The 13,689-nt window shown below is 53.9% G+C and carries 10 protein-coding genes; 4 read left to right on the top strand and 6 right to left on the bottom strand.

The annotated features are described in order from the left end of the window. Window positions 1-109 precede the first annotated feature (109 nt). Window positions 110-877, bottom strand: a complete 768-nt coding sequence (locus GM556_RS02930) for a Bax inhibitor-1/YccA family protein (protein ID WP_155579203.1) — start codon at window positions 875-877, stop codon at window positions 110-112. A gap of 93 nt (window positions 878-970) precedes the next feature. On the opposite strand from GM556_RS02930, the gene GM556_RS02925 reads away from it, so the two are divergent. Further along, window positions 971-1,579 carry a 2'-5' RNA ligase family protein gene (locus GM556_RS02925; protein WP_155579202.1) on the top strand — a complete coding sequence of 203 codons (609 nt, stop codon included), beginning with the start codon at window positions 971-973 and terminating at the stop codon, window positions 1,577-1,579. Here the strand turns inward: GM556_RS02925 and GM556_RS02920 are convergent. Beyond that, window positions 1,550-3,601, bottom strand: a complete 2,052-nt coding sequence (locus tag GM556_RS02920) for a lysylphosphatidylglycerol synthase domain-containing protein (protein ID WP_155579201.1) — start codon at window positions 3,599-3,601, stop codon at window positions 1,550-1,552. The genes GM556_RS02925 and GM556_RS02920 overlap by 30 nt on opposite strands. A 1-nt stretch (window position 3,602) precedes the next feature. Then, window positions 3,603-5,219 carry a lysine--tRNA ligase gene (locus GM556_RS02915; RefSeq protein WP_155579200.1) on the bottom strand — a complete coding sequence of 539 codons (1,617 nt, stop codon included), beginning with the start codon at window positions 5,217-5,219 and terminating at the stop codon, window positions 3,603-3,605. Between the two features lie 96 nt (window positions 5,220-5,315). On the opposite strand from GM556_RS02915, the gene GM556_RS02910 reads away from it, so the two are divergent. Next, window positions 5,316-8,258 (top strand): ATP-dependent DNA helicase, encoded by a 2,943-nt coding sequence (locus tag GM556_RS02910; RefSeq protein ID WP_230873258.1) that lies wholly within the window; start codon window positions 5,316-5,318, stop codon window positions 8,256-8,258. Window positions 8,259-8,377: 119 nt separating this feature from the next. On the opposite strand, the gene groL is transcribed toward GM556_RS02910, so the two are convergent. Continuing rightward, window positions 8,378-10,039, bottom strand: a complete 1,662-nt coding sequence (gene groL, locus GM556_RS02905; RefSeq protein ID WP_099026047.1) for a chaperonin GroEL — start codon at window positions 10,037-10,039, stop codon at window positions 8,378-8,380. A gap of 57 nt (window positions 10,040-10,096) precedes the next feature. Further along, complete coding sequence (gene groES / locus GM556_RS02900) at window positions 10,097-10,387, bottom strand: co-chaperone GroES (RefSeq protein ID WP_099026048.1); 291 nt, start codon at window positions 10,385-10,387, stop codon at window positions 10,097-10,099. A gap of 297 nt (window positions 10,388-10,684) precedes the next feature. On the opposite strand from groES, the gene GM556_RS02895 reads away from it, so the two are divergent. Further along, window positions 10,685-11,473 carry an SDR family oxidoreductase gene (locus GM556_RS02895; protein ID WP_155579199.1) on the top strand — a complete coding sequence of 263 codons (789 nt, stop codon included), beginning with the start codon at window positions 10,685-10,687 and terminating at the stop codon, window positions 11,471-11,473. 100 nt (window positions 11,474-11,573) lie between these two features. Here the strand turns inward: GM556_RS02895 and GM556_RS02890 are convergent, their stop codons facing one another. Further along, window positions 11,574-12,470, bottom strand: coding sequence for an S-methyl-5'-thioadenosine phosphorylase (locus GM556_RS02890; RefSeq protein ID WP_155572997.1), 897 nt, complete (start codon window positions 12,468-12,470; stop codon window positions 11,574-11,576). A gap of 309 nt (window positions 12,471-12,779) precedes the next feature. Between GM556_RS02890 and hemF the strand changes: the two genes are divergently transcribed. Beyond that, window positions 12,780-13,685, top strand: a complete 906-nt coding sequence (gene hemF / locus GM556_RS02885; RefSeq protein ID WP_155572996.1) for an oxygen-dependent coproporphyrinogen oxidase — start codon at window positions 12,780-12,782, stop codon at window positions 13,683-13,685. Window positions 13,686-13,689 lie beyond the last annotated feature (4 nt).

Raw genomic sequence — 13,689 nt, 5'->3', positions numbered from 1 at the left:
TCTACGCATTTTAATTTCTCATTATCCTCCTAATCGCAAAAAATCGCAACAAAAAAGGGGCAGCTCTGGCCCCTTTCTTATTTTATGCAATGTTCCGACTCTTCTAAAGTCAGTCACGGCCACCTGATCTCGTCCCAGTAAATTGAAGAAGAAACTGAAAAAGATTAACAAAATTTAGGTACATAGAGAGCGCATCATACACGCTCATCTTCCCCAATGCTTCAGCTGGCAAAGCCGAGGCGTAACTCTGATAAGAAAATTTAATGCGCTGGGTATCGTAAGCCGTAAACCCTACAAAAATCAGCACTCCGATGAAGGAGATTACCGTTGTCATCCCTTGTGAGGGGATAAACAGCGCCACAAGAGAGGCAATAACAAGACCAATCAGGCCCATCATTAAGAAAGAGCCCATCCCCATTAGAGAGCGCTTCGTGACATAGCCCCATAGGGACATCACACCATAAAGCGATGCCGTAATGAAGAAGGTCCGCACAACAGAAGCCCCAGTATAGGCCATCAATATAGAGGCCATACTAATGCCCATAACAACACTATAGAGCACAAAAAGCATCTGCGCAGTTGAGCGGGAGAGACGATTAACCCCAAATGACAGCACAAGAACAAAAGCGAGCGGCGCGAAAACCCCCACCATACCTAAGCCCGTTGGGGCAAATACAAACTCGTCTCCCCGCTGCACCACGTGGAAAAACAACGTCCGCAGAGAGGTATGAACCACGGCATAAGCCGTAACGGCTGTTAGAAACAGAGCGAATGCCATCCAGTTATAAACGCGCACCATATAAGCGCGCAAACCAGCATCAAACGCTGCAGCGGCCGAGTATCCCCGTGAGGAGTCAAAATCGGAATAAAAAGCCATGATACCCACTGTTCCGGAATTAAACTATAAGTCTAAAGGGATACATCATCCCCAACCTATGCAAAATGTGGGGTCTTTCCTGCTGAAGTCAAGATGAACTACACTCCCCCTATGTCTTTCCTCCTCGCTCTCCCCCTCTCCGCTACCATGCAAGACGAACTTAACGTGCTGCGTGATAGTTTAAATGAGGTACGCTGGCTCCCGCCTGCACATTGTATGATTCCTCTCTACACTTTAGGCCGAATCACCGCACGCCATACTTTGGAGGAGCTAGATGCCACGCTCTCCCATTTCCACTGGGAGCCTTTTTCCATCACATTGCAGGAGGTCAGCCATCATTTAGGGGAGGTTGAAGATACGCTCAGCGTTGGGATAACGCCCAAGCAAGCACTCATTACCTTCCAAAAGAAGCTCTCAACCTTACTAAGACGTGCTGGTTTTGCATCACCGCGCCGCCCCTTCATCCCCGCAATGACCATTGCACGGCTCGACCCCGCTGCCCCAACCGACCTTATGACATGGGTGCAACGTCATAACCTCTTTCACAGTTCACCCATGATGGTTGATCACCTCATGCTCCTAGAACATCTCCATTCTCACGGCGAGGACCATTTTCAACTTTTGGAACAATATCCCGCTATCCCCAGCCTTCTCCTTGATGATGCGCTCGGTTCATCCCCAAAGCCCGATGACTTTCCGTAAAGCTAGATAATCCTCTACCCGACAGAGCAAAAACCACCCATCTTCTGCCTCTAAAGAGAACGCCTCCAGACCAATAGAGCGGTAAATCTCTGCCTGCCGTGCGCCGTATTGGAAAATAGCCAAACGGCATCCTTCCTGCACCGCATAATCGCGCAATCGCCAAATCGCTCCGGCCCGCTGTTTAGGGGCTCCTACCGCTCCCCCAAGGCATAGCAAAATAGGCTCTGAGAACAGAAAAGGGCTTAAACGCATCACCGCACAAGCCGCGGTACCTGTTGCATCAGCGACAATGCCCTCCGGCATTAAGCCACGGCTCTGCGGTATGGGGAGAGCCGATCGCGCATCTTGCAAACAGGCATAACGAATCCTCATCGTCAGGGTCCATGGTTGCACATGCAAACGTGCCCGCCGGAGGGCTAAGCCGAACCCTAATAAGCAACATAAAGCCGAGCCACCCAAAACCCAGCGGCCTATGGCTGTATGGGCATCATAAACCATTGCCCGCCACCAAATCGGCCCTAAATGATGCTGGCGTGCAATCCACCTCACCCCTGCCAAACCGCAAAGCCATAAGGATAGAGGGGCAAGAATAAAGGGAGAACATGGCTCTACCCGCCAATAAGCCTGCCGATAATAAGCCTTCCGAAACGGGATTAATGTTACCAACACGGCCATCACCACAACAAACACGGCCCAATGGGCTTGCCGTAACATTAAAATCCCCACCGTGCCGCTCAACACAATCACCGAGAGCCGCCATGCCAGTGCAACCCGGCGCGAAAGCCCTGTGGAGAGGGCGATCAACACCACCCCAGCGACTACCAGAAGAAAGGCCGCACCTTGCATAAGCCCGCCTTCTAGAGAGGAACGAAACGCAGGGAGAGGCGTAAGCAGCCCATACAGCACCAATGCTACGCCTAATACAGCCTGACTGCCCGTTGCCACGATGGTGGAGAAGTCCCCCTCAGACGTACGCAACGCTTGGCTGGCCTCAACCACACGACCAAAGCGCGCTAAGAAGGGAGCCCCGCGTACCATTAGCTCATGCCCGGCGAACATCAGCCCAGCCACAAGTAAGGGGATAATGTAGTAAAATAAGCGAAAAACGAGGATGCCGCTCATAATATGAGGGATGGAAAACCACGGGGAGAGAGCCAGCATCATGGTGCTATCAAACACACCGAGGCCCCCGGGAACATTGGCCAAAAGCCCCGCTGTATAAGCCCCGATATAAATCGCGAGGAACCCACCAAAGGTTAGGTTACATCCCGCAGGCAAAGGACCCATCACGCACCAGGCGATCAAAGCCGTGGCAGACATATCGGCCATACTCGCAAGAATCTGCCCCAGCCCGATACGCCATGTGGGGAGCGGCAAAGTCCATTTATAAAGCGTTATCTCGCGCTTCCAGCATGGGATAAGCACATAAGCCAGCAAAACAGCAAAGCAACCACCCCCGGCAAGCTTAGGCACCCAAAGCGGCATCGTGCGAATATAAGGGATAATGCCCGGCTGAGTGAGCAAAATAACCCCAACTAAGCCAATCATCCCCAGCCAATATGTAATTGAACAAAACGCAACGATGGAGGCAATCTTTCGCCCCGATACGCCCCAATTGCGATACAGCCTATAGCGCACCGCCGTGCCTGATATCGCAGCGCAGCCTAAATTATGAGACAACACATAGGAGCAAAACGCCACAAAGGCCGAACGCCCCCACGAGACACCCGCCCCCACATGGCGACATGCAAGACCATCGTAAAACGATAAAATCCCATAAGAGAGCAGCGTGGCCCCCGCCCCCTCCCACAAACTCAGAGCGGGGATAGCCCGTAATCCCCCAATAATTTGGGGGAAGGAAAGATGCCGCACCTCACGCCACATCACAATAATGGCAGCGACCAACAACACCAGCCCGACCAATGCAGGCAGCCGAGTAAGCAACCGCCTTAGCCATTTACCCTTTACAGAGCATAGCGTTTGGGCAGGCTCCTCCTGCGGCGTACCGGCATGCTCGGCCATCTTAGCCTTCAGCCTCTCCAGCATGGGCATCTACAGGGCGCGCTAGAGCTTCATCAATCAAAGCAATGGTTTCTTTCAGCCCAAAGAGTGCTGCAAAAATGCCAAAGCGCGGCCCTTCCTTCTGGCCCAGTAGGACCTCATATAAACAACCGAACCATGACCGCAGCTCTGACTTGGCAAAATACCGCTTACCCACTTCAAAGACGACATTTTGCACATCATCCGGGCTGGCCGTCTCGGGTACAGTCTTTAGCGTGGCGGCAAGATCCTCCAACGCTTTGCGCTCTGTCTCCGTTGGGGCACGGAAGACCTTTGTCGGGCGGACGCGTTCATTAAAATAATCCAACGCATGTTGCACCAACCGCGCCACATAAGGATGTGTCTCTGGCGAGAGAGACGCATCATAACGGCGCAGGAACTTCCACAACGTCTCCACCTCCCGCGCATTCGCCACACTAGCCAGATTCAACAGAGCTGTGAAGGAAACCGGGCTGGTATCTTGCGGGCGTAACGTCCCATCATGCACAAACCAAACCGGATTAGAGCGGAACTCCTCCGCTGTTTGCTGCTCGCCCTTTTGCACAAGGGCCAAATATTCATCCGTAGCACGCGGAATCATATCGGTGTAAAGCCGCTTCGCCCGCGTAGGTTGCTGGAACATATAATGCGCCAAACTTTCCGCCGGGCCATAGCGCAGCCACTCCTCTACCGAGAGGCCATTACCTTTGGACTTACTAATCTTCTGCCCATGAGCATCAAGGAACAGCTCATAGGTCAGATTTAGCGGCGGCTCTTTCCCCAAAATACGGCAGATTTTGGAGGAAAGCTTCACACTATCGATGAGGTCCTTACCGGACATCTCGTAATCGACCCCTAAGGCGTACCAGCGCATGGCCCAATCCGCCTTCCATTGCATTTTGGCCTGGCCGCCATACACAGAGGTCTCAAAGCTCTTGCCGTCCTCATCCTTCCAAGCCACTGTACCAGCATCAGGATCCACACTGATGATAGGCACCTGCATGACACGGCCCGTCTCTGGATGGATGGGCAGCACGGGGGAATAAGTCGCGCGGCGTTCCTTCCCCAATGTAGGGGCGATGACCTCAATAATGCGATCATGCTCCTCCAGAACACGCTTCAAAGCCGCATCGAAAATGCCGGAGGTATAATAATCAGTGGCTGAGGCGAATTCGTAATCAAAGCCAAAGGCATCTAAAAACTGACGCAAGCGAGCATTATTATGGGCCGCAAAGCTTTCATGCGTACCAAAAGGATCAGGAATACGTGAGAGGGGCAAGCCGAGATGCTCTGCCAACATCTCTTGTTGTGGCACATTGCCCGGCACTTTACGCAAAGCGTCCATATCATCAGAGAACGCCAAGAGCCGGGTCTTACGGCCTGTAAGCTCCTCAAATGCCTGACGGACCCATGTTGTCCGCGCTACCTCGCCAAATGTGCCAATATGCGGCAGACCAGAAGGGCCGTAACCTGTCTCCATCAAGACCGGTTTGCTAGGGTCCCTCTCTGCCACTCGGGCGGCGAGCTTGCGGGCTTCCTCAAACGGCCAGAGCTTGGGAAGGGACGAATCAGTCTGAGAAGACGGTGAATGTTTTGTCATAATCCCACGGTAATTATGAAGCCACACTCTACGGGTCAAGTATCCTAATGCGAGGGAGGCATGTCTTCTCTCTCGCAGAAAAGACCATTCGCGTGTATGGTAGCAGCAATGCCCAGCCTTTTTCACTCCTTTTTTGATGCCCCGGCTCTCATTGCCCGCCATGGCTTATCCTCCCTCATCACACCTGATGGGGAAATGCTGGACTTACCGTTAGAGGAGCTGCGCAGCACATTACGCCAGCTTCCCCCGCCTTTGCTCATCCACGGCCCGGCCACGCTACGCTTGTTGGACCTCCCGCCAGAACCCCCACCAGCCCCGTGGTTAGACCTGCTGGAGCTTTTCCTTTTCATTCATCCTGCGCGTAATGTTACCCCTACCGCCCGTGGCCTCGCCTTAGAGCTTGGCCTCATCGCCCCCGAGGATACACAGCCCCTCCAAGCTGATAGCCTTTATGAAATCGCGCAGAAGCTGCTTGATGACCTCCCCGCGCGTCCACCTCATCACCTTGCCACAATTCGCCTCCTTCTTCCCTCCCTAAAGCAAGCAGGGTGGAGCTGGCATGACATCGTCACGCAGGCCCTTCCGCCATCGCCTGACACAACACCCCCCAACCGCGCGCAAGAGATTGATGCGCTGAAGATATGGAAACGTCTCCCCCAATGGGAGGAGCGCGCGCCTCGTCCCCAAGCCGCTAGCCAACCGGTGGACCCGCAAGAGGCCCGCAAACGCCTCGCCACCTTGCTCGGTCACACGGCAGAGCCACGGCCCGGCCAAGCGGATTTTGCCTCTGCTGCCAGCTATGCTTTTGCCCCACGCGATATTGCCAACGCCCCCAACATCATGTTGGCCGAGGCTGGAACAGGCACAGGCAAAACGATGGGCTATATCGCCCCAGCCAGCTTATGGGCGGAAAAGAACGATGGAGCGGTATGGGTCAGCACCTATACACGCCATCTACAACGCCAAATTGAGCAAGAACTCGCCCGCCTCTATCCCGACCCAATAGAGCGGCGGGAGCAAGCCGTCATCCGTAAAGGACGTGAGAATTATCTTTGCCTTTTAAACTTGGAAGACCTCACAAATGCGTGGCTTAACCGCCCCCCGCATGAGCAACATGGCCTTATCCCGCTTATCTTTCTTGCCCTTTGGGCTGAACATACGCAGGATGGTGACCTCATGGGGGGCGACCTCCCCGGCTGGTTTGGGGAGCTGTTTCAACGTGGTTTATTAAATATGCTGGCAGACCGGCGCGGTGAGTGCATCCATTCGGCCTGCCCACATTATCAAAGCTGCTTTATTGAGCATGGCATACGCCGTGCCCATCATGCCCAATTCGTCATCGCTAATCATGCGCTCGTCCTCTCCCAAGCGGCATGGAATGCCCTCCTCCCCCAAGAGCTTGCCCCCGGCAATTTGCCCGATGAAAACGGCATCCCCTCCCGTTATGTATTTGATGAAGGCCATCACATCCCCGATGCTGCCGATAGTGCCTTCTCCCTCACCTTCTCCGGGTTAGAAACCGCAGAGCTACGGCGTTGGATTCTCGGTGCGGAAGGGAGCCGCTCTCGCGCACGCGGCTTATTACGCCGGATGGAGGACCTCATAGAGGCTCTCCCTGCCCTAAAAGACCCCTTCCAAAAACTGGTCTATGCCACGCAGCAAGGCTTACCCCGCCCCGGTTGGAGCGACCGGCTCCATGAGGCACGGCAAAACCGCCTCAATGCTCCTATTATGGAAGCCGAGCATGAAGCCAACCTAGATGATGCCGCAGCACAACAGCCAGCAGAGGCTTTTCTTCAATCTCTTGATACCCATCTTGATGCCCGCTTGGCAGAAATCAGCCTACAAACACGAGGCGAGCATGGAGCCTATGCACGGCAAGAATGTGACCTCCACCCCATTCCCCCGACTCTGAAAGACCAAACCGAGGCCCTCCTTACTGCTCTGCAAGCGATTGTCACACCGCTTGATGACATCCTGCGTATTCTTCGTGAGGCGTTGGAAGACCAAGAGGAGCTCGACACCGCTTTTCAACAACGGATAGAAGGCGCAATACGCAGCCTCTACCGCCGTGCCCTCTCCCGTTTGCAGGGGTGGATTAGTATGTTGCGCTCTATCCTTGCAAGCTCTCCCCTCAGCCCAACACTCCCCACCTTTGTGGACTTCATCCATCGCGAACCCTTACCCACGGCACGCTTTGGGCAAGAGGGGCATGATATTGCCCTCAACCGCCATTGGTTAGACCCTACCATCCCCTTTGCCAGCACACTGCAAAGCACCACCCACGGGCTGCTTATTACCTCCGCAACATTGCGGGACCGCAAAGCTGATGATGATGAAAAAGACGGCTGGGAACGCGCTGAAAGGCGGCTAGGGACGACGCATTTCCTCAAGCCGCCTATGCGGGCTTCTTTAATGAGTCCCTTTGATTACGCCCATCAAACCCGCGCTTACATCATTACCGACCTCGCCAAAGGCCCTGCCGCGCAGGCGCAAGCCTTCCAAGCCCTTTTTGAAGTTGCTCATGGCGGCGCGTTAGGGTTATTTACCGCCATTAATCGGCTTAAAGAGGTTCATCGCCGTATTCATGAACCTTTGGGGATGAAACACATCCCCCTCTATGCCCAGCATATTGATGCGATGAATAACGCCACCTTGGTGGATGTTTTCCGCACCGAGACCAATAGCTGCTTACTCGGCACAGATGCGATGCGCGATGGCGTGGATGTCCCCGGTGAGGCCCTGCGTATGGTCGTGTTAGAGCGCACCCCTTGGCCACGGCCCGATATCCTCCACCGTGAACGCCGCCGCCATCTCTCCGGCGGCAGGCCTGGTGATTATGACGACCTCATCACCCGGATGCGCCTACAACAAGCCTTTGGGCGGCTTATTCGCCGTGCGGATGACCGCGGGGTGTTCATTATTTTAGACCGCCGCATGCCCTCCCGCTTACTCTCCGCCTTCCCCGAGGGAGTGCCCATCCAAAGACTCCCTCTTGCTGAAGCGTTGGAGGATATTAATGGGTTTCTTAACCCATAACGCACAAAAACAACGCATAAAAAAAAGCCCCGCTCCGGCAAGGAACGGGGCTTTTCTTTTGACCTGTCGTGACAGGTGGCCATCCCGGCCACATGACCGGGATGGGGAAGGATGAGCGATTAGAAGCCGCCCATACCCCCCATGCCACCCATTCCGCCCATGCCACCCATACCGGCACCAGCAGCATCATCGGACTTCTTCTCCGGACGCTCGGCAACCATAGCCTCGGTGGTGATGAGCAGGCCAGCAACGGAGGCTGCATCCTGCAGAGCCGTACGCACAACCTTTGTCGGGTCGATAATACCAGCCGCTACGAGGTCCTTATACTCACCCTTCTGAGCATCAAAGCCCTCGTTATAATTGCTCAGCTCCAGCACCTTACCAGCAATCACGGCACCATCTTCACCCGCATTATGGGCAATCTGACGCAGCGGAGCTTGGAGAGCCTTGCGCACAATATGGGCACCAGCGCGCTGATCGTCATTCTCGAAGGAGAGATCATCAAACAGCAGGCTTGCACGGGCCAGAGCCGTACCACCACCGGGGACGATGCCTTCCTCAACCGCAGCGCGGGTTGCATGCAGGGCGTCATCCACGCGGTCTTTACGCTCCTTCACCTCAACCTCGGTGCTACCACCAACGCGGATGACAGCAACGCCACCAGCAAGCTTAGCCAAACGCTCTTGCAGCTTCTCGCGGTCATAATCGGAGGTTGTGGCCTCAATCTGAGAGCGGATTTGTGCACAACGGCCCTTGATAGCCTCTGCCGCACCAGCACCCTCAACGATGGTGGTGTTCTCTTTATCGATATGCACCTTCTTGGCTGTGCCAAGCATATCCAGCGTTACAGATTCCAGCTTGATGCCAACTTCCTCAGAGACAACCTGCCCACCTGTGACGATGGCGATGTCCTCCAGCATAGCTTTGCGGCGGTCACCAAAGCCCGGAGCCTTCACAGCAGCAATCTTCAAGCCACCGCGCAGCTTATTGACAACCAGGGTTGCCAGAGCCTCGCCATCCACTTCCTCAGCGATAATGAGCAGCGGACGGCCAGACTGAACGGCACTCTCCAACAGCGGCAGCATCGGCTGAAGGGAAGAAATCTTCTTCTCATGAATCAGGATGTAAGGGTTTTCCAAATCAGCGGTCATCTTCTCCGTGTTTGTCACGAAGTACGGGGAGATATAACCGCGGTCGAACTGCATGCCCTCAACAACATCAAGCTCGGTATGCAGACCCTTGGCCTCTTCTACCGTGATGACGCCCTCATGGCCGACTTTCCCCATAGCTTCGGAGATCATCTTACCAACTTCGGACTCACCATTGGCAGAGATTGTGCCGACCTGAGAAATCTCATCCTGAGAAGAAATCTTCTTAGTGCGGTTTTTCAGCTCCTCTACAACGCGCAGAACGGCTTTATCAATCCCGCGTTTGAGGTCCATCGGGTTCATGCCCGCAGCGACAGCTTTAGCCCCCTCACGGATGATAGCCTGAGCCAGAACTGTAGCTGTTGTGGTACCATCACCAGCAACATCATTGGTCTTAGAGGATACCTCACGCACCATCTGCGCGCCCATATTCTCGAACTTATCAGCAAGCTCGATCTCTTTAGCGACAGAGACACCATCCTTAGTGATGCGCGGGGCACCGTAGCTTTTATCCAGCACGACATTGCGGCCTTTAGGGCCGAGTGTCACCTTCACAGCATTGGCGAGAATATCCACACCACGGAGCATACGCTCACGAGCATCTGCACCAAATTTTACGTCTTTAGCAGCCATAATAATATCACTTCCTTAAACAAAGGTCAGAACAGGATTTAAAGAGAGGGCGCAGCCTTAGCCAACAACGCCAAGAATGTCGCTCTCTTTCATGATCAACAGGTCTTCCCCATTGACCTTCACCTCAGTGCCGGACCATTTGCCAAAGAGGACACGGTCGCCCACTTTAACATCCAACGGCACAACCTGGCCTTGCTCGTTACGGGCACCAGAGCCAACAGCGAGAACCTCGCCTTCCATTGGCTTTTCCTTAGCGGTCTCAGGAATGATAATGCCACCAGCGGTTTTTTCCTCACCATCGAGGCGGCGGACCACTACACGGTCGTGAAGGGGACGAAATTTCGTCATGGATCACTCCATTCTAGGCTGGCCCTTCTCATAAAGCAGCGCAGCCGGGTTATTGCGCTCAATCTAGCAGCGCACCAAGAAAACTCCCCATTTTGTGGGGCGAATGAGAAATAGTGATGCCCTCTAGCAGCGTCAAGCAGGAGAGAGGCGTCCTTATGATGTTTTTTAATCGTTATTGCCTTTTAATATCTATTATTCATTAGATTTTCTTATTCTATGTCAAACACCATCTCCCTCTTGCGCTCCTCTCCGAGAGGATGAATGGTGTGAAGGTCTTTTAAAAGGGGGAGCCAGATTATGGACCTACATCTTACGCGCCGCTCGGCCATTATTATGGGGGGTAGCCAAGGGCTGGGACTAGGGGCCGCCCTAGCCCTTGCAAAAGAAGGGGTACGCCCTTATCTCCTCGCCCGCAATGAGGCGACCCTCCAACAGGCTGCAACAAAAATCACGGCTGAGACAAGCATCACACCACAGTGGCATAGTGTAGATTTTGCCTCTCAAGAGAGTGTCCAAACGTGCCTCAAAACCTTAAAAGCAGATTTGCCAGAAGTTGATATTATCATCGGCAATGGCGGCGGCCCGCCCCTTGGCCCTGCAACAGAGTGCGACCCAGCCCTATGGCAGCAAGAAGCCACAACCATGCTGCTGCCCATTATGCAGCTTGTCAGCCAATATCTACCGGGGATGAGGCAACGGCAATTTGGGCGCATCCTTATGATTTCCTCCACCAGTATTGTGGAGCCTATCCCTAATCTTGTTCTCTCTAGCGCGTTACGCTCTGCTTTAGCGAGTTGGGGCAAAACGCTTGCGCGTGAGGTAGCGCAGGATGGCGTGACTGTTAACACCATTCTCCCCGGTCGGTTTGAGACAGAACGCACTGCAACGCTTAATAAAATCCGTGCCGAAAAGGCGGGTATTCCCCTCGCAGAGTTTCGCAAACAAAAAGAAGCTGGGATCCCCGCAGGCCGTTATGCCCAGCCTGAGGAGTTCGGCCATCTCGTAGCATTTCTCGCAAGCCCGCTTGCCGCTTATATCACCGGGACGCGCATCCCGATTGATGGCGGCTTGCTTCACGGATTTTAGGCCCCATTCATCCTAGAAAAAGATAAAAAAAGCCCCTCTGCTTACGATGGAACAGAGGGGCTTTTCTACAGCGTCATTCCTGCATCATTACAGGCTGGACTTAGCCCATCAAAACACGGCCTGCGACCGCATCCAAACGTGAAATAGCCGCAAAATCCCGTGCTTCTGGCGGGGTGATAATGGCGTTATCCAACGCACGCTCTGCCGCACCGGGGCCTGTGCAAATAGGCCGCGGCTTCCCAAGGGCAGGAATAGCGCGGCGGACAAGCTCCCGCGCATGGGTGGAGTTGCTCTTCATCGTCCGAATTACAGCCTCCACCGTGACATGCTCATGCTCCTCATGCCAGCAATCATAATCCGTCACCATCGCAACGGTAGCGTAGTTCATCTCTGCTTCCCGCGCGAGGCGTGCTTCTGGCATGTTTGTCATCCCAATGACAGACGCCCCCCAAGAGCGATAAAGCTCACTCTCAGCCCGTGTGGAGAATTGAGGCCCCTCAATCACCACATAAGTCCCGCCCTTCGTGACGGAAATATCCAGCTTTTCAGCTTCTTCCGCTAATGTTTTAGCCATCCGTGCTGAAACAGGCTCACCCATGGCCACATGGGCCACGCAGCCTTCCTCAAAGAAGGTCCGGGGGCGGCCTTGTGTGAGGTCGATAAACTGGTCAACCAACACAAAATGACCGGGAGCTAAATCTTCCTTCAAAGAGCCAACAGCGGAAAGGGAGATAATATCCGTCACGCCTGCGCGTTTTAACGCATCAATATTGGCACGATAATTCAAATGGGAAGGTGGGATAGGATGCCCACGGCCGTGACGTGGTAAAAAGACGCATCGCACACCCTCCAGCGTACCAAAAAGCAGCTCGTCCGAAGGTTTACCCCATGGCGACTCACAGCGACGCCATTCCCGGTTTTCCAGCCCATCAATCTCATAAAGGCCGGAGCCTCCGATAACACCGATGACAGGCTCGATTGTATCTTCTGCAACCATAAATCCTCACTTCATCCTGCCTGAACTCGCCTTACTGATGGGCACATTGCCCCCATACAGGCTGCTGACAGTCTCTCCTCTGATAACGGAGAGTTTTTCAGCAGGGCACCCCTAAAATCAAGAGCAAAAATTATTACGCCCTCCTTCTGCCCTTACACCATAAAATGAAGGAAAGCATAATCATTTCCTTTACTAATGACAGCATCAGGAACAGCCAGTAAGCGAACACGGCTTTTTGTCTTGTGAGGCATCCCCCCTATGGTAAAGTAAAAGAAATCACATCCTTCTATGAAGAATAGGAAGATTATTATGCCTTCCTCCACGAGCTTTGTTCTCCCCGATCTCCCTCATACTGGGCTAACAAAAGACGCCCAATATTGGTTTGAGAACCTGCGTGATCGGCTTTGTGCTACTTATGAAGCTTTGGAGGATAAAGCTGTTGCAGAAAATGCCCCAACATTGAAGGGGCGTGCGGAGGCTGGTCGCTTCCAACAAACATCATGGAAGCGTGCTGAAGGTGGCGGCGGGGTTATGTCCGTCATGAAAGGGCGCGTTTTTGAGAAAGTGGGCGTCAATATTTCCACCGTGTGGGGGGAGTTCACGCCGGAGTTCCGCAAATCCATCCCCGGGGCAGAAAATGACCCACGCTTTTTTGCTACTGGTATTTCTCTCGTAGCTCATCCCTGTAACCCGCATGTCAGTGCAGCGCATTTCAACACACGGATGATCCTGACCTCCAAGGGCTGGTTTGGCGGTGGTGGCGATATCACCCCCATGTTCCCCGAGAGCCAAGAAGCTCTTGATGATGCGGCTATGTTTCATGCCGCCTTTAAGCAAGCGTGCGATAGGCACGACCCTGCTTATTACCCACGCTTTAAAGCTTGGTGTGATGAATATTTCTTCCTCAAACATCGCAATGAGCCACGCGGGCTTGGGGGCATCTTTTACGATTGGCTCGATAGCGGTAATCTCGCAAGCGACTTTACCTTCACCCGCGATGTCGGCGATGCGTTTTTGGAATGTTATACCGCCATTGTTCGCAAGCGCATGTTCACCCCGTGGACCGAGGAAGACCGCTTAGCGCAGCTCAAACGGCGTGGTCGTTATGTGGAGTTTAACCTCCTTTACGACAGAGGCACGCTCTTTGGGTTAAAAACAGGTGGCAATACGGAGGCTATCCTTATGTCCATGCCGCCAGAGGTCATCTGGCCCTAATCCC

This window comes from Bombella sp. ESL0378 (genome assembly GCF_009725845.1).
In the GTDB taxonomy this organism is placed as follows: domain Bacteria; phylum Pseudomonadota; class Alphaproteobacteria; order Acetobacterales; family Acetobacteraceae; genus Bombella; species Bombella pollinis.
Note: the sequence above shows the minus strand (reverse complement) of the source record. Positions and strands in the feature narration are given on the sequence as shown.

Coding starts and splice junctions, on each gene's coding strand:
- GM556_RS02930 (WP_155579203.1), bottom strand. CDS start 877: ATGGCTTTTTATTCCGATTTTGACTCCTCACGGGGATACTCGGCCGCT.
- GM556_RS02925 (WP_155579202.1), top strand. CDS start 971: ATGAACTACACTCCCCCTATGTCTTTCCTCCTCGCTCTCCCCCTCTCC.
- GM556_RS02920 (WP_155579201.1), bottom strand. CDS start 3,601: ATGGCCGAGCATGCCGGTACGCCGCAGGAGGAGCCTGCCCAAACGCTA.
- GM556_RS02915 (WP_155579200.1), bottom strand. CDS start 5,219: ATGACAAAACATTCACCGTCTTCTCAGACTGATTCGTCCCTTCCCAAG.
- GM556_RS02910 (WP_230873258.1), top strand. CDS start 5,316: ATGGTAGCAGCAATGCCCAGCCTTTTTCACTCCTTTTTTGATGCCCCG.
- groL (WP_099026047.1), bottom strand. CDS start 10,039: ATGGCTGCTAAAGACGTAAAATTTGGTGCAGATGCTCGTGAGCGTATG.
- groES (WP_099026048.1), bottom strand. CDS start 10,387: ATGACGAAATTTCGTCCCCTTCACGACCGTGTAGTGGTCCGCCGCCTC.
- GM556_RS02895 (WP_155579199.1), top strand. CDS start 10,685: ATGGACCTACATCTTACGCGCCGCTCGGCCATTATTATGGGGGGTAGC.
- GM556_RS02890 (WP_155572997.1), bottom strand. CDS start 12,470: ATGGTTGCAGAAGATACAATCGAGCCTGTCATCGGTGTTATCGGAGGC.
- hemF (WP_155572996.1), top strand. CDS start 12,780: ATGCCTTCCTCCACGAGCTTTGTTCTCCCCGATCTCCCTCATACTGGG.